The organism is Tolypothrix sp. PCC 7601 (assembly GCF_025677855.1).
GTDB classification, from domain to species: Bacteria; Cyanobacteriota; Cyanobacteriia; order Cyanobacteriales; family Nostocaceae; genus Aulosira; species Aulosira diplosiphon.
This window is the reverse complement of the sequence record NZ_CP064879.1, coordinates 3,738,825-3,761,138: the sequence shown is the minus strand read 5'-3', so window position 1 is coordinate 3,761,138 and position 22,314 is coordinate 3,738,825. Positions and strand designations below refer to the sequence as shown.

Genomic DNA, 22,314 nt, shown 5'->3' with positions numbered 1-22,314 from the left:
ACTCAACGACTGACTTGAAAATGGGCATTGGGCATTGGGCATTGGTAACTCTTTGCTATGCCCAATGCCCTATTCCCCATGCCCAAAAACTCCATCCCCTTGTGGGTGGAGTTTTTTATCTGGTCTGGTGTACGCCGTAATTGAGTAGCTTGTGTTGTCGCGTAGCACACCGATTTTTGGAAGGAAGTCTCCCGTAATCGTTCTTCGTTGTTGTAACGGGAGATAAATTGCTCCATTAAGATAGAGTTGGGTGCTATAGGATTGCGGTAGGACTGGAAAATGAAAATAACAGAAAAACTTGAGCGACTAAAAGCGATATTCGCAGAAATGGAGCAAGCGCTAATTGCTTACTCTGGGGGTGTTGATAGTACTTTGGTTGCCAAGATTGCGTATGATGTTTTAGGCGATCGCGCTTTGGCTGTGACGGCTGTTTCACCATCGCTATTGCCAGAAGAATTGGAAGATGCGAAAATTCAAGCGGCAACTATTGGGATTCCTCATCAAATTGTCCAGACAAACGAAATGGACAATCCCAATTACACTTCCAATCCTGTCAATCGCTGCTATTTCTGCAAAAGTGAATTGCACGACACACTCAAACCTTTAGCTAGGGAATTGGGTTATCCCTACGTCGTGGATGGCGTGAATGCTGATGATTTGCACGATTATCGCCCAGGAATTCAAGCAGCGAAAGAAAGAGGTGCGCGATCGCCTTTAGCGGAAGTTGGTGTTACGAAAATGGAAGTCCGCCAGCTTTCCCAAGAACTCGGTTTACCTTGGTGGGATAAACCAGCGCAACCTTGTCTTAGTTCACGGTTTCCCTATGGTGAGGAGATTACTGTTGCGAAGTTACAACGCGTTGGGAGAGCAGAAATTTACCTGCGTAAGTTGGGGTTGAAAAATTTACGCGTGCGTTCTGAAGGGGATACAGCAAGGATTGAATTACCGCCAGAACAAATCAAAGAGTTTGTGTTGACAACAGATTTACAGCAAATAGTGTCTGCTTTTCAAGATTTTGGTTTTATCTATGTCACCCTCGATTTGGAAGGTTATCGCAGTGGTAAGTTAAATCAAGTTTTGCAGCCGCAAGCCTTGAGCTTTAAAGCTTAGAATTCTGCAATTTGTCATTTGTCATTGAGTGTTTGGCGTTTTTTATTTTTCCCCTAACTACGAAAATTTACTGAATAGTTACATTTTCTTGATTGAATTCCGAAAAAATGCTTGCATAATTACCTCAAAGGTTACGTAATATACCTTACACCTGCAAGCAAAGATTTTATCAATGAAAAAATTTATTGTATTATTTTTCATCAGCTTATTGCTAGTTACAGCAACACCAGCAATGGCTCAATTTTCTCTACCTATCCCCATCCCAACAGTCCCCATCCCCATACCTGAGATCCCAACACCACAACTTCCCATCCCCGATATCACCAAACTTTTAGAGGGAGACCCCCCTATCAGCACCAGTTTTGCCGATACTCGCCAGCAATCTACCCTTCCCGATAACTTTAAACCCCAGAAATTCCAACGCTTAACAAAGCTACCACGCGGCGCTAACGGTGGTTTTTTATTGCGTCCGGGGGCTTTTGAATTGGCAGTGGAAAGCTACTGTTTACGAGCTGGTACTCATGGGCCTAGTCAGGGAAACGGCTATCTCTACGCACCTCTAAAAGGTTCCAAAGCCGGACTTATCCGGCAAATTCTGCAAAACTCCGTCCGTTATCCAGAAATTCCCCAAAAAGATATACAAATGTTGTTATGGGCAATAATAGCCCGCACAAAAATTAGTGATACTAACGCAGAAATCCAGCAGACAGCAGCAAAATTACTAACGAAAGATGAGATTTTTCAACTCAATGGTGGTGCTTTGGGCTTAATACCCAAATCAGTACTAGATCAAGCCACTGCTAATTTGCCTTCTCCATTACGTTTGGTGTTTGAAACAGAAGCACGTATCCGAGAAATGCTCACGATCAAGAGTACAAGTTACGCACAACTAGAACAAATTGCAGTGTTGGCTGGAGAACCGCAACGAGATGGGCCAGAAATACCAGAGGGTCGTTGGTCACTTAATCCCCAAGGATTTTACATCCGTTATCTGCCTACTTACTACAGCAAGACACTTATTCAGATTTACGTTCCTGATAATTTTCGTAAGCAAGCAAATGCAAATGTAAACTTAGCTGCTAAGTCTACAAAACAAGCATTACTTCTAACACAAGATGGAGGCGTAGAATATAATCCAGCTGGTGAAGTTGCTGTTCCTGGTGACACAGGAAGACAGCGCTTAGGTTTATCAGCTCGTCCGGCTGATGGAGGTACTCCCGATGCAGATAACGATGCAGGTAATAACGCAGGTAATGACGCAAGCGGTACTCCTGGTACAGGTAATAATGCAAACGGTGCTTCTGGTACAGGCGATGATACAAATTCACAGCCAGACTCATCTGCTCCCAGAACAGGAAATACCCTAACACCTACACCTAAAGCGCCATCAAAATTAGAAATCTTTTGTAATCCTGTAGTCAGGCAGTCTCTTGACCAAGACTGGCAAGGAACACAAGCTGATAATAGAGAGAGACTGAGATGGGTGTTGTGGAATAGCACTACTGGAAAACTTTCAGTCACAAATGTCACAGTAGGAGATCCTATTAGTGGTAGCGTTGCACCAGGAAACACCCCCCCTGATGAAAATGGTGTATACGTGGTGGGAATATATCATACCCATCCCCCCAAAAATCTAGACTCAGAACCAGGTAGTGTTCAAGTACGTGGCCCTAGCCCTTTCAATGACATAATTAATGCAGATAAAAGGAAAGTACCTTCTCTAGTCAGAGATTATACAGATAATAACCTCACAACCGTTGTGGACTATCTCTACGGCCCCAACAAAAGGGGTGAAGCACAACCCGGCGGCGACGTGATGACAAATGTTCATCAATTGCCTTTGGGTACATGTGGTTCTTAATCCTCTTTTGTCAGATTAGGAGAATCTAATTCAATACAGGTCAGATAAGGTCATTAGTGATTGATTTGTCAGTTGTGGAAACAGCTAGCTCAATTGGGGGATTCTCCCCCAAACCCCCGATTGGGTGACGGTTTCGTCCCCCAAACCCCCTCCAAAATTATTGTTCGGTTTTTTGTTGGGTAACTAGTTTTGTGGTTTTATTGTCAATTAATTTTCTTAACTAAGAATCTCAGAATCAGCCTGAGATTATTGTTTTCCGAGAGTGACAAAACAGGGTTAATTAGGGGTAATATCAATTTGGGATTTTGGTCTCAAACACTACTTATTACCCGATACTTCAATACCATTTCGACGTGCAGATTTTTGTCGAAACTGTGGAGTTTGTTGTTGATGACGACTTGCACAAGTGCCTCATATTCGTCACGAGGTTGCAACTTAATCTTGTGTGCCACAGTAGCAGAAGAAGTACACAGATTTCTGACTAGACAAGCAGTCCCTATTAATCAGCGATCGCCCATCTGACATAAGGACGAGAAGCTGCTACAGTCTTGTAAGTAATTTCCTTAGCATTTGCCTGAATTTTTCGCAAATCTACACGGAAATATGCTTGCTTATTCTTAAATTGCACATTGTAAAATGTGTATTCTTTATTCTGTGCTTGACCAACACAAGAAGCATAATTATCGTTTAAGTTGGCAACATATTCTACAACTTGCTTATTAGATGAAACTAATTTTGTGGTGTTAGAAAATGGTCTAGTGTCAGCAATTACTGTATGTTCAGCACCACCTTCATAAGGTAGTGTCAACCACCATAAACCAACTGACTCAGGACAAGTACCTGCAGTACTTTGGATATTTAATTTGACATTTGGTGTAGTAATTGGCCCTGCTGCTGATTCTGGTTGCGCTTGTGCATTAGCCGAAATTATGCTTGCTACTGCTAAGGGAGATAGAATTACACCAATAGTTGTTAATTTTAGCCAAGTATTCATATAGATTTTTTGCAAATTCAACCTATCTAATTAATATTGACTCGCAAAATATTGCAAAAGTGCCGTCTTATTTAAGATTACCGTGTTGTCAGTTACAGTTCTACACAACTAATTCAGCAACAATGTTAATAAATACTTGAGAATGCAGCCTCATCGGAATATTGCGGCTCTTTCATGAAACCTAGAATTATTGTTTGTGGCTTAGGACGGACTGGATATAAAGTCTTTCGTCTGCTGCGACAACAGGGTGCGTTTGTCGTTGGTATTCATCACAAGCCTATCCCTGGCGAAACCGCAGGAGATGTGATTATTGGTGATTTGCATACAGCAGCTACCCTCAAGGCTGCTGGAATTGAACAATCCCACACTTTAGTCATTGCTAGCTCTGATGATGCGCGCAATTTAGCAATTATGATGCAAGCGCGGATACTAAATCCGCATATTCGCATTATTAATCGCTTTTATAATAGTAGTTTGGCGGAACGTCTCGATCATACTTTGCCAGACCATTTAAGTATGAGTGTGGTGGGTTTGGCTGCACCAGTGTTTACTTTTGCAGCACTGGGTAATAAAGCGATCGGGCAAATTAAATTATTTCAACAAACTTGGCCGATTCAAGAAGAATATATTGACGAATATCATCCTTGGTTGGGTCGGAAATTAGGCGATTTATGGGAAGATAGGTCGCGAATGCTAATCTATTATCTACCTGTAGAAGGTGATTTAGATTTAGTGGCGGCGGTGCTATCTGGGCAAGAATTAAAAGTAGGCGATCGCTTAATTGTTGGTATCCAACCTCGCGTTCGTCCTATCCGCAAATCATGGGTAAGAAAATTCATCAAAGTTCTCACTAGTTTGCAGCAATTTCAAAAACACGCTCAATCAGTTGTAGCGATGGCAATGGTGTTATTTGCCATTATTTTGATGGCTACACTTACCTATGTTTCGGCTAGTTTAAATATCTCTTTTATTGATGCTTTATATTTTGCAGTCGGTATGATTACGGGAGCAGGTGGTAATGACAAAATAGTTGAAAATGCTCCCAGCAGCATTAAATTATTTACTGTTGTGATGATGTTAGTTGGTGCAGCAGTAATTGGTATTTGGTATGCCATGCTCACCGATTTTATTTTAGGTAACCGCTTCAAGCAATTTTGGGATGCAGCACGTATTCCGCAGCGACATCACTACATAGTCTGTGGCTTGAGTGGTATTGGTGTGAGAATTGTGCAAGAACTTCATACCAGTGGACATGAGGTAGTAGTAATTGAAACCGACAGCAACAACAGATTTGTCAACACAACTCGCGGCTTAGGTATTCCCGTAATTCAAGGTGATGCCAGTTTCCGCGCTATTCTCCAAGCCAGTAATATAGATAATGCTGCGGCTGTGCTGGCTGTTACTAGCAACGATGCTATTAATTTAGAAATTGCTCTCAAAGCCAAAGGATTATCTCCCTGCATTCCTGTCATTGTCCATTATGCTGACCCAGATTTTGCAGGGATGGCACAACAAGTATTTGATTTTGAAGCCGTACTTAGTCCCGCAGAATTAGCTGCACCAGCTTTTGCGGCGGCTGCATTAGGGGGACGCATCCTAGGTAATGGGATTACCGCCGATAGTTTGTGGGTAGCCTTCGCGACGATGATTACACCAGCACATCCATTTTGCGGTGAATTAGTCAAAGATGCTGCGATGTCGGCTGATTTTGTCCCTTTGTACGTAGAAGCGAGTTGCCAAACCTTCCACGGCTGGGATTTATTAGAAACTCAACTCAGTCCCGGCGATATTTTATATTTAACAATGCCAGCAAATAGATTATATGAATTGTGGCGAGATGGGCGATCGCAAGTCATGGTAAGTTGATTGATGGTCATTTGTCCACTTCATTTTTCTAACTATGATCAGGAACTAATTACTCTACAAAACGTCTAATTTCTTTTATTAAATTAGTTCCAATATGAAAGTTAGGTCTATTAAAACTGCGATCGCTTTATCGCTGATTAGTGTAGGATTTTCGCAAACTGCTCATACTCAAACCCCCAGCACAAATTACGCACAACTTACACAGCAAGTTGCATCACTTCGTCCCCAAGGGGCAAAAGGTTTAGAGACATTTCTTAATAATCATGCACAAGAATTAAACAATCCTTCGCCACAAATCAAAGAGGCGTTAGACAAAATTTGTCAGCAACGAGATTGTTATGCTTCTAAACTTTATTGGTACACCGATTTAGAACAAGCAAAAGCTGCTGCTAAAGCTAGTAATAAACCTATACTTTCATTACGTTTGTTAGGAAATCTTGACCAAGATTTAAGCTGTGCCAATAGTCGCTTTTTCCGCGTAGCATTATATCCCAATGCAGAAATTTCTAAATTCCTACGCGATCGCTATATTCTCCACTGGCAATCTGTACGCCCTGTCCCCAAAGTTACCATAGATTTTGGTGACGGGCGCAAGTTAGAACGCACCATTACAGGTAATAGCATTCACTATATACTCGATAGTTCTGGTGAACCAGTCGATGCAATTCCCGGTTTATATGGGCCGCAAGCATTTCTGCGTCAGTTAGTAGCTGGAGAAAAACTAGTTAAAGAATATACTAATTCTCAAGGTGTTGCCCGCGCTGGTTTTTTGCAAGAGTATCATCGTCAACAATTAGCATCTAGCCAACGTCAATGGGGAACAGATTTATCAAAATTAGGTATTAAAAATCTTCCTCGCCTTGTGGAACTACCTGCTAATAATAGTGAAACACCTAATGCAGCGATAGCTGGTACTATAGCTGTGAGTAAAATGCGAGTTGAATCTCCTTTGTTACGAGATATTAATATTGCTAGTAGCAATCAAACGGCACTTCAAGATATTACTGATTCCGCAACATGGCAGCGAATTGCCCAACTATATACAGCAGATGCCAAGTTAGATAATAACAGTGTGGCATTAATACGTAACAAACGTTTTCAAGCTCATAAAGCTGATAATTTACAGCGAATTGTGAGCAATTTTGAAAATGTAATGGCATTAGATACAATCAGGAACGAATATACGCTACATAACCAAATTCATCAGTGGTTTATGCAGGGTAATGCCACAAATAATGTGAATACATTGAATGAAAAAGTTTACGCTGAATTGTTTTTAACTCCTAATTCCGATCCTTGGCTGGGATTGATGAGTAATGATAGTTACAGTGCAATTGATAATGATGGTATTCGCAAGTGATACCAAAAATATTAGAGGTTGTTTGAACAATGATTGGCTGTAATTTTCAGCGCTTATTTTTCCCCCAAACACCCTTGAAAAAAGGGGTTAGGCAATTTGATGCAAAATCGAGTTTTGGTAAGGGTTTACAGTTAAATTGACAGGTATGGGCAGTGCCTGTGTCCTACTCGCATAACTGATTTACCTGAAATATGCTGTATTTCTACTTTTATAGGTAACGACATTTACAGTCTTTATCTAGCTAAATCGCATATTAGTAAATTAAGTCGGCATTTAAAGCGATTAGGAAAATCCTTTGAATAAAAACTTAATAGCTTTTATAGCTAGTTTGATTTTTAGTATTGGAGCAGCAACTCTTCTCGACGCTATAGTTAAATCCCTGAAGATACCTACATTTACAACTTTAACTATAGCTATTGTAGGCAGTTATATTTTGATGATGTTGAGTATCATACACAATTGCCTAGCTCACTCTAAGAAGAATAAATGAGCTTTTGAGTATTTTTTCTTGAAAGGGATGGAAAACTCAATCTCCTTGTGAATAAAGTTTTTTATCATACTCACTTACAGAAAGTTAGTGATAGATAAATACTTGATAAATGCACAAGATTGTTATAGCAATTTGAAAAAAAATGCGCCAGATTGTAGGGGCAGGGGCACTGCCCTGCCCTCTAGAATATTATTGATGTGTTGCAAATGTTATTTGATTTAGTTTTAGTATAAAATGCTATTTTTTTACAAAAATTACTTAAATAAAAATGCCACCCCAAGGAGTGTTTGGAGTGACCTCAAGCCCTAAGATGATGTATTACACACAAAATAATTATGTGGTAACTACTAATGTTATTTACTCTATCAAAAGAAAGTTACTTCAAAGATGTATATCTATCGTAAGTATGAGAGTTTTTTGAGTGGACTGCCAACCCAAAAATGCTGGGTGAAGTTTGGGGAATGGGGAAAGGGAAAAGGGTAAGGGATAAAAACCTTTCCCAATACTGCTCGGTTAAGGATTTTCAACTCTTAATTTGGTTTGAGGAAAAGGTGAAAGGGTAAGGGTTAAAGGTTTTTTCTTACCCCTTTTACCCTTACCCTTTTGCCCTTAACCGACAAGTATTGAAACCTTTCCCCCTTACCCCTTAACCTGTATCCTGCTAAGTTACCTTGGCGAACCGCTTACTTATCGCCAGTAAAATCAACCACTATTGGTGGAATATTGCTTTGTCCGTTGGCGCTTGTTTCGGGTTTGACTATTGGTTGTGGATGCAATGGAGTTGGTAACGCCTCACCTGGCTTGGCAGTTTGATTCCACAAAATTAGTGATAGTAAACCATCAACTAAACCGTTACTGCTGCCATTACTACCACCAACCAGGATATCTGGGATGAGGCGAACATTGCGATCGCCAATAATTTGCATCAGCTGCATGGCTGTATAACCTTGTGGCCCCAAGGCTTCCACACCAGAACGATAGGTTTCGGCTTTCGCATTACCTGTGGCGCGGATACCTTCAGCTTCAGCCACTGCGCGGAGTTTTGTACCCTCGGCTTCACCATTAGCCTGCTTAATTTGGGCTTGCGCTTTCAAGTCAGCAATGTGGACACTCTGCTCTGATTTCACCATTTCTTGCTGAATATCAGCCAGTGCTGTTTCCCGGACGAGTTGTTGTCTTTGGGTTTGTGCTGCTTGTTGCACTTCGTAAGTCTTGCGCTGTTCTTCGGCAATTTTCCGGTCTGTCTGAGTCTGCATTAAGGTTGCTGGCGGCTGAATATCACCAATTAAGGTGTCTATTGCCTGTACGTCATAAGCGCGAATTGCGACTTTAATATACTCGGCAGCTTCGGCTTGACGTTCACTTCTCGCAGTCAGAAAGTCAAGGACTGTACAGTTTTGGGCAGAGTTACGGAAATAGTTACCAATAGTTGGTTCCAAAACATGGTCTACAAGGTTTTGCATGGAACCAACGCGAGAAATTACCTTGGGAGCATCTAAAGCACCAACGTGGATAATTTGCGCTACTTCTAAATCGAAGGCAAACCCATCACGCGATCGCACTGTCAGGGAAGCTAGTTTAGCATCATAACTATGGCGTTCGGTGCGACCTGACCAGTTTAAAACAATGTTGGTCGTGGGCACTAGTTCAATCTTCATGATCCGGGAATTCAGGGGGTGCTTACCTGGATAAAGTGGTTCAACCCACACACCCTTATGTCCTTGGTTGACTAAGTTACCGTGGGTAAAGGCTGCACCACTCACGTCTTCTTGAGCTTTACCTACGAAAGAAATTACTACGCCCACATAGCCGATGGGAATTTCCGTCATTGGCACTTGTTCAACTTGCACAAACCAAGGGTTCAAGTTCCACGAACCAGAAAGGAGAATCTGCTCTTGCAAGCCTCTGCGTCCACCTGCATCGATGAATTTTTGCCCATTCTGGAAGTTGTCGTGTCCCGCAATTGTCGGCCCTGCTATTTCTCCACCAGCAATTGGTAAACCATCTAGAGTTGTGACGATGCCAACTTTATCAGATGACACACTGTACACCCGCAAATGTTCGGGATTCATGCCATGAGCAGAAGCGTTCGATGCCATGATCACTTTAAACAAAGCGGTGTTGATGCGGTAAGTACCTGCCGTCAAAAAGCCCATTTGACGACCTTTTTCGCCACCGTGGGTGAGGAATTTCCGCGCATCTTGAAAGTTATCGCAATCGACGATTTTCCCTAAAATGCGTTCTGGTGGGTTAGATGCACCATCTGCCGCTACAATCAAGGCGATTTCACCTTGAGGTACAACTACCACAGATTCTTTCCGCACAGAATATTGCCAAGGCCAATAACCCCAATGCCAACCAGGAGCTAGGGTATCTGCTTGCAAACCAGCTTCACCATTGAGCGCAATTAACCGCCCTGCGGGGAGTCCACGTCCAGATAAGGTAAACTTCCTGACGACAATACCAACTTCCCGTTCGCCAATTACTACCAAGCCGCCAAAGAACAAGGGGACAAATACAATTACACCTCCCAAAACAATAACTGGGACTAGCACCCCAGACGATAATTGCATTGCCTGGTATTGAGTATTGCTACTCGATAACTGGGCAACGAGGGGCTGTTGCTGTGTAGGTTTGACTGAAACTGAGGCGATATTGTTGGTTGTAAATGTTTTTGTGGGTGTTGCCTTAGCAATATTGGCATAATTTACACTGCCAGCGATCGCTAACGATGCGACAACAGATCCAGCAAAACGAGCTAATTTATTTTGTTTCCGCTTACCAAAAGAAGATTGAAAGCTGTTCATAATGTGTGCCCTTCTGGGCAACTAATTATCTAACGTATCACTTCACTGGGGCGGAGCGGAATTTCTTAAACTTGGTGTAATTTTTTTAGCAAAAAAGCCAGAAGGCTCGAAGGTAATTCTGATTCCTGCCCTCTGCTTTCTTCATCTCGTTTTCAGCCAGAGGCTATTGTTGACAACTTAAAGTTAAGTCAGAATTGTCAATGAGTAATGATACTCAAAATTCTCGCGCAATTGAGGAATCAGGGGCGAAAGGCTGTATCCTACGGAATTACAAAGCCTACTCCCCTACTGAATTTTTGGACTAGCTGATGCGTCATATTTAAACTTAATTAATCATTGTAGTCCTCAAGGACTAGCTGTTCTTAATTCAAACTTTTAATTAGTAATTGACTATAACATTTAAAGCCAGTTTTTAGATATTCTTCATATTCAGAGTCATCTGTTAATCTCAGTCTGCTATCTGGATTTAATAATTGACGATCGCTGCTGATAATTAATCTGCGGCGTGAATCGTTGATTTTCTCAAGAATTTCTAAAGCAATAGCTTTGTTTTCTCTTAAACTTCCTGTCTGCTCTCCTCCATACTTGTGACATACAAATTTATGAGCTAAAGCCAGAAATTTATGTGACTCAAGAAATTCTTCATACGCAGATTTAAGAAATGTAGGTACTAATTTAAATAGTCCTTTCTCCTTATTCCATGAATTGATGAGATAAGCATGATCGTAAGACATGATGCCACTAAAATCAGGAGAATTAACATGAGGAAGCATCATAGTGGGGCGAATTTCATTTTCGTATTCTTGAGGTTGTGATGTCCCAGCAAATAACATTGATGCCCCTGATGCTAACATTAATTGAGACATGGATTTTAAAATAACTCCTACCTGAACAATATTTTCTTTTCGCATCTCTTTTTTTAGATGTATCATACAAAGAATATTAGCTTGCAAAAAAACAAAAAAAAGCCAATGATACCTTTTCCATATAAATAAAGCATTGTAGGTATTTTCTGATTGCTTATTATGACTAACTTGTCTCAAATTTAAAAATGTTTTATAAGCAATGAGGATACTTCTAATCAACAAAAATGCAGGTGAACCTTTAGTTTTTTCTCGCTTAACATCAAAGTAAAAATCATAATCTTCAACTTCACATTTTTTTAAGGAAGTAGTGATAGTTAAGTATTTGTCAGAAGGAAATGTTTCCAATGAGCCAAGCATTGAGTAAGCTTGACTTAATTGAGTTTCAGATTCTGCTTTTGATGGTGCATATAGAGAGGCTTGAAATATATTTATTAAGCTCTTAATTTTTAACTTATCTAAGTTATTTAATGTATAGTTATCTGAAATATCTTCAGGCCAGACTAGAAGCAAATTCGCATCTAAATTTAAGATTTCATTAGGCATAATTTTATGATTTTTTTTGATATCTAACTTTTGTAAATAAAGAGAATGTATTTAAATTGTAGAGGACATTAATAGGCAATTATCAGGATGAGCGATACAATGAAAAATTTGTTTATCTTTGAACTTATATGACTTATATTCAATGGCAAATTCTTCAGTAAATCTAAGTTTCCGAAATATGTGCTGAGAAGCAACCCCGGTAGCTTCAGTAACAGCAATTTCAAATTTATGATGTTTAGCTAATTTCAAATTTTCTCTGATTAAAGTTGTGGCGATATGTCTTTTAGTATATTTCTCTTGGACTCCAAGCATGGAAATATGCAGTACCTGTCCAGCTGTAAATGCATGAGTTCTTCGATAATTTTCACCCAACTCTGACAGTAAAGAGAAAATGTATTCAAATTTATGATCAATACCTTCTAAAGATTCAGGATAGACTGTGATAAAATCTTCAGAAATAATGAATCCTACTACTTTTCCTGTTTTCCTATCTTTAGCTACAATCGATATTTTTTCATCTACCGCTTTCTGACAGACAGATAAAGCGAACGGATACAACTCATTAAAGGAAATTTTTAGAGCTTTGGCCATCGGCTCAAAACTTGAAAAAATCTGGGATATACAAATAACAGTTTCTTCGATATCGTTAGGCTGCATCACTTGAAACAGGATTTCGCTGTTATTTTTATCAATAAAATTCATAGATGATATCAATAATATTATTTTTGATTCTTGCGTACTTAACGAACTTAAAAATCTATTTAAATTCGCCAATACTGACTAAACAATGACTACATATGCTCAACCTTAACAAAAATTGATTTTTCACGCTTTGTGGTATTTACTGAAAAATATTCTTGCTTGTATACATCAATAAAATAATAATTTATCAAACACTTTTCCAAACCACATTGATTCTTGATCAGGGGCAATAGCATTGTAAAAAATGCACTTGTCCTCAAGCTCAAAAGACTCACATGCACTTTATTATGTTGCAGAATATTGGCTGCTTCTAGAACTTTTTTTCAATTGTGGCTTAACCTTTATAGTGCAGTTATACATAGGTGATAGTGAGTCTGTGCAGCTTGTTTTTAACCATCGTAATCAACATTTTTCTTGCAAAATACATCCTACGACTTGAGAAAATATTAAAATCAGATATCACTCGCTTCGCTCAAATTGAAAATTCAAGATTCGCTCATGACAATTCTCATAACTAAAGCCCGCAGCGTCAGTCAGCACAACTAACAAGCTAACGGCAGTGAAAATACATCTTTTTTATTTTCCATCGCTTGGGGCGCTTATATGCTAAATTAATTGATTAAAATTGTTATTTCTTCAATTTTGAATTTTGTACCCGAAGGGAACCGACAGAGTTCATATTAATTTGGAATTTTTTCGGTTATGGGGATATTGACAGTGATAATGCAGGGAGACTATAACACCTACTGAAGAGTTATATTTTGAGATATTACAATATGGAAAATCATCAAGAATATCATATGTCCTCGGATGAATTTCGTTATTGGGGATATAAAACTATTGATTGGATAGCTAACTATTTAGAAACAGTAGATAAATTGTCAGTTTTATCTCAAGTAGAGCCTGGAGAAATTAGAGCTAAATTACCAGAAACAGCCCCGCTAAAAGGAGAATCTTTTGCCAATATTTTACAAGATTTAGATGAAATTATTATACCCGGATTGACTCACTGGCAGTCTCCAAACTTCTTCGCTTTCTTTCCTACAGGTATTTCTGCACCATCAATTTTAGGAGAATTAGTCAATGCAGGACTTGGAGTTCAGGGAATGCTGTGGGCAACTTCTCCAGCTTGTACTGAGTTAGAAACCCATGTTTTAGATTGGTTAGTAGATATGCTGGAACTTCCATCCCAGTTTAAATCTTCAACCACAGGAGGAGGAGTAATCCAAGACTCAGCCAGTAGTGCTTCTTTAGTAGCTTTGATAGCAGCTAGAGAACAGTCAAAAGGAGATATTAATAACCTGGTTGCCTATACTTCTACTCAAGCACACTCTTCAATTGAAAAAGCAGCTAAAGTAGCGGGAATTCGACCAGAAAATTTCCGCTTAATTGAGGTTGATGCTGGTTATAGAATGCGTCCAGAATTACTACATCAGCAGATTGTTACAGATATTGAATCTGGGTTAACACCCTTTTATATTGCTGCTACTGTAGGGACAACCTCATCTCATGCCATAGATCCATTAACAGAAATAGGTGCGATCGCTCAAACACATAACATTTGGTTCCATGTTGATGGAGCGATGAGTGGTACAGCAGCTATCTGTCCTGAGTATCGGTGGGTTCATCAAGGATTAGAACTAGCGGACAGTTATTGTTTTAATCCTCATAAATGGATGCTGACAAATTTTGATTGTACCTGTTTTTATGTAAAAAATAGAACCAAACTAATTCAAGCACTATCCATAATGCCTGAATATCTAAAAAATCAAGCCAGTATGTCCGGCAAAGTCATTGACTATCGAGACTGGCAAATTCCTTTAGGACGTAGATTTAGGAGTCTCAAGCTCTGGTTTGTAATTCGGCACTATGGTATAGAAGGTTTACAGCATTATATTCGCAAGCATATTGCTTTAGCCCAAGAATTTGCCGAATGGGTAAAATCTCATCCTCATTTTGACCTAGTTGTCAATCCCCCGTTAAATTTGGTATGTTTTCGTCACCAAGCTGGTGATGCAATTAACCAGAAAATCATTAACCATATCAACTCATCGGGTGACATTTATCTCACTTCTACCCAGCTTGAGCAAAAACTAACTTTAAGAATGTCAGTTGGACAAGCAACTACAGACAAAATACATGTACAGAAAGCTTGGGAATTAATTTGTCAAACTGCTGATGAAATTGTTAATCAATAAAGTGTAGCGACCTGCAATGCTAATCGCTCAAACCTGCAATCAAGAGATTTACAAACCAGGATTAAATGCAATTATAGTTGTTGAGCTATTCCACATCCAATACTTGTCGGTTAAGGGGAAAAGGGGAAGGGGAAAAGGGGCAAGAAATAAACCTTTAACCCTTACCCTTTCTCCTGCGGAGACGCTACGCGAACACCTTTTCCCCAAACCAAATTAAGAGTTTAAAATCCTTAACCGAGCAGTATTGATTCCACATCTAATATGCATATATGGCGTTCCCCAATCTGGTGAAATACATTCTCAAAGCTACTAGCCTGAATAAGGTATGAGAATCAATACCTAATGCCCTATTTTCAACATAGCACCATAAAATTTGAGGGTGGACAAATAGTCCACCCTCAAAAATTAAAACCCAGAGTAAAATTTTAGACCAAACCGCCAGCAGCTTGAAACCGAGCGCGGGCGCGTTTAAAGGCTTGGGTTGCTTGAATTTGAGCTTGGCGATCGCCTGCTGTTACCTGATTGAGCTTGGTTTGTGCTTGATTATAAGCAGTCCGAGCTTCTTCTAGGTTAATAGCGTTGCCACTTTCAGCACCATTGACGAGAATGGTAACTTCATTTTCTTCAATTTCGGCAAAGCCACCCAAAAGCGCGATCGCTTGCCAATCTTGATTTTTGTTAGCACGCACGCGCATTACGCCTGTATCTAGGGCGGTCAACAGGGGTGCGTGTCCACTCAAGATACCTAGCTGACCAGTGGTGCTGGGTAGAATTACTTCTTCAGCTTCGGCATCCCACACAGTTTTATCTGGGGAAATTACACGAACGGTTAATGTCATTTGTCTGTTGTCCTTTGTCTTCTGTCTTGCGTAATTTGCCATTAGTCACTAGGACTGACGCTAATGACTAATGACCAATGACCAATGACTAACCTTTGAGCTTTTGGCCTTTGGCGATCGCTTCGTTAATATCGCCCACCAAGTAGAAGGCTTGTTCTGGCAGATCGTCCAATTCGCCAGAAAGAATCTTCTGGAATCCTTTGATGGTATCTTCCAACTTCACATACTTACCAGGAGAACCAGTAAATACTTCTGCTACGAAGAATGGCTGAGATAAGAAGCGCTCAACCTTCCGGGCGCGTGCTACCGTTAGACGATCTTCTTCAGACAATTCATCTAAACCGAGAATAGCGATGATGTCTTGCAGTTCTTTATAGCGCTGCAATGTTGCTTGGACAGCACGAGCTGTGCTGTAATGTTCATCACCAACGATTTCTGGCTGAAGCATGGTGGAAGTAGAGCCTAAGGGGTCTACTGCTGGATAAATGCCCTTAGAAGCCAAACTCCGAGACAGTACTGTTGTTCCATCCAAGTGAGCGAAGGTGGTTGCAGGTGCGGGGTCAGTTAAGTCGTCCGCAGGTACGTATACAGCTTGAATAGAGGTAATAGAACCTTCTGTAGTTGAGGTAATCCGCTCTTGTAATGCACCTACGTCAGTACCTAAAGTAGGCTGATATCCTACCGCAGAAGGCATCCGTCCCAATAGCGCAGATACTTCTGAACCTGCTTGTACGAACCGGAAGATGTTGTCAACAAACAGCAGTACGTCTTGTTTGTTAACATCGCGGAAGTACTCTGCCATTGTCAATCCAGACAGACCTACCCGCATTCTTGCTCCAGGTGGCTCGTTCATCTGACCGTACACTAGAGCAATTTTTGATTCGTTGAGGTTATCTTTGTTGATTACCCCAGATTCAATCATTTCATTGTAGAGGTCATTTCCTTCGCGAGTGCGCTCACCCACGCCAGCGAAAACGGATACGCCACCGTGCTGAGTAGCGATGTTGTTGATCAACTCCATCATGATCACGGTCTTACCAACACCCGCACCGCCGAATAGACCAATCTTACCGCCACGTCGGTAAGGAGTCAGTAGATCGACAACTTTAATTCCGGTCTCAAACACAGAAGGTTTGGTTTCCAGATCGGTGAATTTGGGAGCTTCGCGGTGGATAGGCAATGTTGCCTCAGGATTTACAGGGCCCTGATTATCTACAGGATCGCCAAGGACATTGAAAATTCGACCCAAGGTGGCTTTACCAACTGGCACGCGAATGGGAGCGCCAGTATCTACCACTTCCAAACCACGCACTAAGCCATCGGTGGTGCTCATAGCAACAGCCCGCACCTGGTTGTCGCCTAGCAGTTGCTGTACTTCCACGGTCAGGCTGATTGCCTGACCAGCTTCGTTGGTGCCGTTGATGGTCAAGGCGTTGTAGATTTGCGGCAATTTCCCGCCGGGAAATTTAACGTCTACAACAGGACCAATAATTTGGGTAATGTAACCGATGTTTGTTTTTTCTGCGGTGGTGACCATGCTGAGCCTAATGATTGAAGCTATATTTCAGATAGGGTCGTAGACGACATAATATGAAGTAATGTCACTTTTCAGATTAACACTGAACGACCCCCTTATCCGCCATAAATTGATTGTTAAGACTTGGAGTTGGGAATTGGGGATCGGGCAGGGGGCATTGACATTTGAGTACAGACGCGATTAATCGCGTCTCTTTGACTATTGACCTTGGTAATAAATTCCGTTTTCAAATTTTCTGAATATCCCTAAGATAAAGAGAGGTACGGAAAACTGCTGTCAGTTCACCCGCTTCAACTTCATACCTCCACCGAGTAATTGCTTATGAATTTCTCGTCAGCGCGACAATATTTTTACCAGGAGATTCAGCAGCCTGACGAGCACATCGACCTGGTAAAGGCGGCTTTATATATTGCTCAGGAAGAATATCCTCAGCTTGACCTAGAAGAATACCTCAATGCCTTTGAGACCATGGCATTGGAGTTGCAAGAACGCTTACCTGATTCACCCTACCCGCTACGGATTATTCAAAGTATTAATCAATATCTCTACAATGATTTAGGATTTGCGGGCAATAAAGCAGACTACTACGATCCACGCAACAGCTTTTTAAATGACGTGATTGAGCGGCGGCTAGGGATACCTATCACCTTGGCATTAGTTTATATGGAAGTGTCCCGCCGAATTGATTTCCCTATGGTAGGTGTAGGAATGCCTGGACATTTCCTCATCCGTCCAAATGTTGCAGAGATGGAAGTTTTTGTTGATGCATTCAATGGTGGGGAAATTTTATTTGCCCAAGATTGTCAGGAAAGACTGTCTCAGATGTTCCAGCAACCTGTGGAACTCAAGTCGGAATATTTAGCAACAGTTAGCCATCGGCAGTTATTGGCCAGGATACTCACAAATCTCAAATTTATTTACCTCAAAAAGCAAGACTTAGAAAAAAGCCTGGCAGCGGTTGAGCGCATTTTACTATTGTTTCCTGGTGTAAGTTTAGAATTACGCGATCGCGGTTTAATTTACTATCAACTCGGCTACTACCCCCAAGCAGCTGACGATTTGCAAACCTATCTAGAAAAAGTTCCTGATGCCGAGGATTCCGGAGCCATTCGCCGCTTACTTGCCGAATTGGGTAGATAAATTTTGGGGAAATAGGCATTGCTAAGGAAGCCGTCCCAATGAAAAATTCTATCCAAGCTCGGCGTTTTTGGGCATCAGCAATAGAGCATGAGGGAGGTAGTGCGTTGCAAAGACAATGCATCTCTCATGCCCATTTTCACGAGCCTTGCATAAAAATCTGTCTCAATACTGCTCGGTTAAGGATTTTCAACTCGGAATTTGGTTTGGGGAAAAGGTGAAAGGGTAAGGGTTAAAGGTTTTTTCTTGCCCCTTTTACCCTTCTCCTTTTCCCCTTAACTGACAAGTATTGAAATCTGTCTTTCCCATGCCCTATGCCCTATGCCTCAAAGGATACTCACTATAAAATTCTTCGCTGTTCCTTCTTAAACAGAGGCAATGTCTAAATTGGCATATAGATTTGTCTGTTTTTATACTATATAGAAAAATTTTATCTCATGGGTATTTGTCGGCTTTAATTATTTATATTTCAAATCTTCAATGAGATAAACCTTGATTGTTTGAAATTTTAATCACAATCTATTTATCAAGAGTTTTATCTTCAGATAAAAGCCCAAAATCCCGATTAAATCTCTTAGATTGCTAGAAAAATTGGGGTTTTAAATAATTGTTAAAGTTTTATTAATAAAAGTAAATATTAATTTAATATTAAGTTTATAAGATTAAAAAAACAGAGATTTAATATAAAAGATTCACTAAATGTAAATTTCTATAATAGTTATTTTCTAGTACAACTATGCAATTTGCAGAGAATCATATAATATTTGATTATTCACAAATACATAGTGTTTACAGTATATTTTTTAATGTGATTCACTATGCAGAAGAGAATTCAAAATTTCTAGATTAGACATGATAGTCACTATTTAAGTGTTATTTTATCTGTCAGATTTAGTCCAATTCTCTGTTCATTAATATCCCATTAATGCACGGGGATGTTTTTCATGGTTATTAATATCTATCGAACTAACTTTAGAGATATTTAGCTAAATATCTCTAAAGTCAAGAAATTATGACTTACTACTAAAAATATTGGTAATTACAAAAATCAAAATGTTACAGCAAATTTAAGTATGTAAAATATCAACATAAAAATAAATTAAAATACTTAGAAAGAAAAATCATGCTGATTGGTTATATATTAAATCAGGTTATTAATTATGCAAATTTCCAGGGTATTACTACAAGCTAAAAATGCGCCATCTACCATAACAGAAACTACTATGCTTGTCTTGATGGTTGGTTTATGTATCTACTTAGGAGTCAGAATAATTGCCTTATATATGGCAAATTATCGTTCATCAAAAGTTGAAAATCAACGAAAGACTTCTTGTGAAAAAGTTTTAAGAGGCAATACCCAAAAAATCCTATTCACTAAGGAGGAAAACCCTAATTTATTCCTAATAAATCACCAATCTCCATCAGCCGAAAGTGATGAAGCTAATCAATTGAGCCAGTCTGTCAAAGAATTGGCTTCTAATTGTGGCACTTTTTATCTAGAAGCCCTTGCTGCTATTGAACAGTCTTTACTGAATTTCGATAACCGACTCAGATGTTATACAGAAATTCTGCAAACTCTGGGAAAAGCCTGTCAGGTTAGTCGTGTATACATATTTGAAAATTATGTTGATGATGATGGTAACTTAATCATGCATCAGCAAGCTGCATGGTGCGCTGAAGGTATCCCATCCAAAAATGAAAACCACCCTTGGCACAAACTATCTTATACAAAATTCTGCCCACGCTGGTTAAAGTTATTAGCGCGAGGTGATATCGTTGCTGAAACAATCACAGAGTTGAACAAAACAGAAATTCAGACTTTAGGCCTAGAGGATGTTTTGACAATATTGATTTTACCAATCATTGCTCAAGGTAATTTTGTCGGATTTATTGGATTTGATAACTGTAAAGAAGCACAAATTTGGGAAGCCAAAGAAACAGCATTTTTGCAAGCGGTAGCAGGTGTACTTGCTCTAGTGCATGATCGTTTACTAGCAGATCATGCCCTCAAGACAGTAATTTTAGAAACCCAAGATTCTGCTTATCACTTAGAAAATGTAGTACAAGAACGCACAGCAGAGTTGCACAGAGAAATTGCGGAGCGCAAGCGGATACAAACAGAACTAGAAAAATCACTATCTTTGCAATGGGCGACCTTAGAATCTACTGCCGACGGCATCTTAGTAGTAGATAATCAAGGTAAGATTGCAGGCTTTAATCAAAAGTTTCTGCAAATGTGGCGCATTCCGGAGTCATTAATCACCACCGGAAATTACAAAGAAGTGCTGAGATTGGCGATGAAACAGCTAGAAGCGCCAAAACAGTATTTTGCTACGATTAGAGAATTATACTTTAATCCAGATACACAGCTTTATGATGCGATCGCCTTTAAAGATGGCAGAGTTTTAGAGCGTTATTCCCAACCTCAGAGGATTAACGGCAAAATAGTCGGTAGAGTCTGGAGTTTTCGCGACATTACAGCCCATAAATTAGCAGAAGCCAAAATCCGGCATCAAGCTTTACACGACCTGTTAACCGATTTACCTAACCGCGTGCTATTTAATGAGCGACTTTCAGAAGCTTTAGCACAATCGCAGAAACATCGTAGCAAATTAGCGGTGTGTTTTTTAGACTTAGACCGCTTCAAAGTGATCAACGATACATTAAGTCATGCTATTGGTGATCAATTACTGCAAATTGTGGCTCAACGTCTGATCGAATGTCTGCGGGAGATTGACACCATAGCGCGGTGGGGAGGCGATGAATTCACCCTAATCTTGCCAGAAATTAACGATAATCAAGAAGTTACACAAATTGTAGAAAGCATCTTAGCAGCTTTTAAACCAGTATTTGAAATCGAAAATTACCAATTACATATCAGCGTCAGTATTGGTATTGCCCTTTATCCGATGCATGGACAAGATGCCGAAACTTTAATTAAACACGCTGATGTGGCACTATATCGTGTTAAGTCTCAAGGACGAAATCATTATCAGTTCTATAATTCAGCCATCAATTCTGGTTCTTCAGAATTGCTAACTTTAGAAAATAGCTTGCACTCTGCCTTAGAACGCCAAGAATTTGAAGTTTACTATCAACCACAGGTCAATATCACCACAGGCGAAATTACCAAAATAGAAGCATTACTACGTTGGCGACACTTAGAATTAGGCTTAATCCCACCCCAAAAGTTTATTCCCCTGGCTGAAGAAACTGGATTAATTATTCCAATTGGGGAATGGGTGTTAAGAACTGCTTGTGCTCAAAATAAAGCTTGGCAAGATGCACTTAATTTACCCTCACTTTCAGTAGCTGTGAATCTTTCTGCACGCCAATTTCAGCAACCAAACTTAGTAAATATGGTGCAACAGATATTGTCAGAAACGCAATTAAACCATAAATTTTTGGAGCTAGAAATTACCGAAAGTATTGCTATGAAAAATGTTGAGTTCACTAAAAGAATTTTAAGTGAATTACACGCTCTAGGTGTTTCTATTTCCATAGACGATTTTGGTACAGGGTATTGTTCTCTCAGTTATCTGAAAAATTTTCCAATCCATTGCTTAAAAATTGATAGGTCTTTCGTGAGAGATTTATCTGATGATAATCATGATGCTGCCATCACAACTGCAATTATTGCTTTAGCACATGGATTAAAGCTTGCAGTTGTTGCCGAAGGCGTAGAAACTGAAGAACAGCGGAATTTTTTACGACTGCTAGATTGTGAACTCATGCAAGGCTATCTCTTTAGTCGCCCTTTATCGGCAGAAGACACCACGAGATTACTCAAAAAATCTAAATCCCGTCGGATTAATCCTTCATTTTTAGTAGCTTAAATAAAGTTGTCATTGGTCATTGGTCATTGGTCATTGGTCATTTGGAGTTAGATTATTACCTTCATTCCACCTTTGATATTGACCGTCCCAATTTGAGATTTTAAATTTTGGATTTTGGATTATTTCTTCAGTAAAAGTACAGCCGTGTTCAGAACAAATCTCTAAGCT

At 39.9% G+C, this 22,314-nt stretch carries 14 protein-coding genes; 7 read left to right on the top strand and 7 right to left on the bottom strand.

The window, feature by feature from the left end; all coding sequences use genetic code 11:
* Positions 1-2: 2 nt before the first annotated feature.
* On the bottom strand, positions 3-236 hold the full coding sequence (locus HG267_RS15650; protein ID WP_155539417.1) for a hypothetical protein: 234 nt from the start codon (positions 234-236) through the stop codon (positions 3-5).
* Between the two features lie 43 nt (positions 237-279).
* Here HG267_RS15650 and larE point away from each other — a divergent pair, with 43 nt between their 5' ends.
* Positions 280-1,110, top strand: a complete 831-nt coding sequence (gene larE, locus HG267_RS15645) for an ATP-dependent sacrificial sulfur transferase LarE (protein ID WP_045872002.1) — start codon at positions 280-282, stop codon at positions 1,108-1,110.
* A gap of 172 nt (positions 1,111-1,282) precedes the next feature.
* Positions 1,283-2,971: a hypothetical protein gene (locus HG267_RS15640; protein ID WP_052335288.1), complete on the top strand. Its 1,689-nt coding sequence runs from the start codon at positions 1,283-1,285 to the stop codon at positions 2,969-2,971.
* Positions 2,972-3,470: 499 nt separating this feature from the next.
* On the opposite strand, the gene HG267_RS15635 is transcribed toward HG267_RS15640, so the two are convergent.
* Positions 3,471-3,965, bottom strand: coding sequence for a hypothetical protein (locus HG267_RS15635; RefSeq protein ID WP_045872003.1), 495 nt, complete (start codon positions 3,963-3,965; stop codon positions 3,471-3,473).
* A 174-nt stretch (positions 3,966-4,139) separates the two neighbouring features.
* On the opposite strand from HG267_RS15635, the gene HG267_RS15630 reads away from it, so the two are divergent.
* Positions 4,140-5,831 carry a potassium channel family protein gene (locus tag HG267_RS15630; RefSeq protein ID WP_045872004.1) on the top strand — a complete coding sequence of 564 codons (1,692 nt, stop codon included), beginning with the start codon at positions 4,140-4,142 and terminating at the stop codon, positions 5,829-5,831.
* Between the two features lie 94 nt (positions 5,832-5,925).
* On the top strand, positions 5,926-7,191 hold the full coding sequence (locus tag HG267_RS15625) for a hypothetical protein (protein WP_045872005.1): 1,266 nt from the start codon (positions 5,926-5,928) through the stop codon (positions 7,189-7,191).
* Between the two features lie 1,173 nt (positions 7,192-8,364).
* On the opposite strand, the gene HG267_RS15620 is transcribed toward HG267_RS15625, so the two are convergent.
* From HG267_RS15620 to HG267_RS15610, 3 genes are all read right to left on the bottom strand, one after another.
* Positions 8,365-10,488 (bottom strand): flotillin family protein, encoded by a 2,124-nt coding sequence (locus tag HG267_RS15620; RefSeq protein WP_045872006.1) that lies wholly within the window; start codon positions 10,486-10,488, stop codon positions 8,365-8,367.
* A gap of 362 nt (positions 10,489-10,850) precedes the next feature.
* Positions 10,851-11,897, bottom strand: coding sequence for a hypothetical protein (locus HG267_RS15615; RefSeq protein WP_096621997.1), 1,047 nt, complete (start codon positions 11,895-11,897; stop codon positions 10,851-10,853).
* Between the two features lie 51 nt (positions 11,898-11,948).
* Complete coding sequence (locus HG267_RS15610) at positions 11,949-12,599, bottom strand: GNAT family N-acetyltransferase (RefSeq protein WP_045872007.1); 651 nt, start codon at positions 12,597-12,599, stop codon at positions 11,949-11,951.
* Positions 12,600-13,375: 776 nt separating this feature from the next.
* Here HG267_RS15610 and HG267_RS15605 point away from each other — a divergent pair.
* Entirely contained in the window at positions 13,376-14,797 is a 1,422-nt protein-coding gene (locus HG267_RS15605; RefSeq protein WP_045872008.1) for a pyridoxal-dependent decarboxylase, read from the top strand.
* A gap of 425 nt (positions 14,798-15,222) precedes the next feature.
* On the opposite strand, the gene atpC is transcribed toward HG267_RS15605, so the two are convergent.
* Both atpC and atpD read right to left on the bottom strand, forming a co-directional pair.
* Positions 15,223-15,636, bottom strand: coding sequence for an ATP synthase F1 subunit epsilon (atpC, locus tag HG267_RS15600; protein WP_045872010.1), 414 nt, complete (start codon positions 15,634-15,636; stop codon positions 15,223-15,225).
* Between the two features lie 88 nt (positions 15,637-15,724).
* Positions 15,725-17,173: a F0F1 ATP synthase subunit beta gene (gene atpD, locus HG267_RS15595; RefSeq protein WP_045872011.1), complete on the bottom strand. Its 1,449-nt coding sequence runs from the start codon at positions 17,171-17,173 to the stop codon at positions 15,725-15,727.
* Positions 17,174-17,494: 321 nt separating this feature from the next.
* On the opposite strand from atpD, the gene HG267_RS15590 reads away from it, so the two are divergent.
* Positions 17,495-18,313: a SirB1 family protein gene (locus HG267_RS15590; protein ID WP_045872012.1), complete on the top strand. Its 819-nt coding sequence runs from the start codon at positions 17,495-17,497 to the stop codon at positions 18,311-18,313.
* A 1,157-nt stretch (positions 18,314-19,470) separates the two neighbouring features.
* Positions 19,471-22,146 (top strand): EAL domain-containing protein, encoded by a 2,676-nt coding sequence (locus HG267_RS15585; protein WP_228045435.1) that lies wholly within the window; start codon positions 19,471-19,473, stop codon positions 22,144-22,146.
* The last annotated feature ends 168 nt before the right edge of the window (positions 22,147-22,314 follow it).

Excerpts from the sequence above, each read along its gene's own strand:
- HG267_RS15650 (WP_155539417.1), bottom strand. The coding sequence starts at position 236 with ATGGAGCAATTTATCTCCCGTTACAACAACGAAGAACGATTACGGGAG.
- larE (WP_045872002.1), top strand. The coding sequence starts at position 280 with ATGAAAATAACAGAAAAACTTGAGCGACTAAAAGCGATATTCGCAGAA.
- HG267_RS15640 (WP_052335288.1), top strand. The coding sequence starts at position 1,283 with ATGAAAAAATTTATTGTATTATTTTTCATCAGCTTATTGCTAGTTACA.
- HG267_RS15635 (WP_045872003.1), bottom strand. The coding sequence starts at position 3,965 with ATGAATACTTGGCTAAAATTAACAACTATTGGTGTAATTCTATCTCCC.
- HG267_RS15630 (WP_045872004.1), top strand. The coding sequence starts at position 4,140 with ATGAAACCTAGAATTATTGTTTGTGGCTTAGGACGGACTGGATATAAA.
- HG267_RS15625 (WP_045872005.1), top strand. The coding sequence starts at position 5,926 with ATGAAAGTTAGGTCTATTAAAACTGCGATCGCTTTATCGCTGATTAGT.
- HG267_RS15620 (WP_045872006.1), bottom strand. The coding sequence starts at position 10,488 with ATGAACAGCTTTCAATCTTCTTTTGGTAAGCGGAAACAAAATAAATTA.
- HG267_RS15615 (WP_096621997.1), bottom strand. The coding sequence starts at position 11,897 with ATGCCTAATGAAATCTTAAATTTAGATGCGAATTTGCTTCTAGTCTGG.
- HG267_RS15610 (WP_045872007.1), bottom strand. The coding sequence starts at position 12,599 with ATGAATTTTATTGATAAAAATAACAGCGAAATCCTGTTTCAAGTGATG.
- HG267_RS15605 (WP_045872008.1), top strand. The coding sequence starts at position 13,376 with ATGGAAAATCATCAAGAATATCATATGTCCTCGGATGAATTTCGTTAT.
- atpC (WP_045872010.1), bottom strand. The coding sequence starts at position 15,636 with ATGACATTAACCGTTCGTGTAATTTCCCCAGATAAAACTGTGTGGGAT.
- atpD (WP_045872011.1), bottom strand. The coding sequence starts at position 17,173 with ATGGTCACCACCGCAGAAAAAACAAACATCGGTTACATTACCCAAATT.
- HG267_RS15590 (WP_045872012.1), top strand. The coding sequence starts at position 17,495 with ATGAATTTCTCGTCAGCGCGACAATATTTTTACCAGGAGATTCAGCAG.
- HG267_RS15585 (WP_228045435.1), top strand. The coding sequence starts at position 19,471 with ATGCAAATTTCCAGGGTATTACTACAAGCTAAAAATGCGCCATCTACC.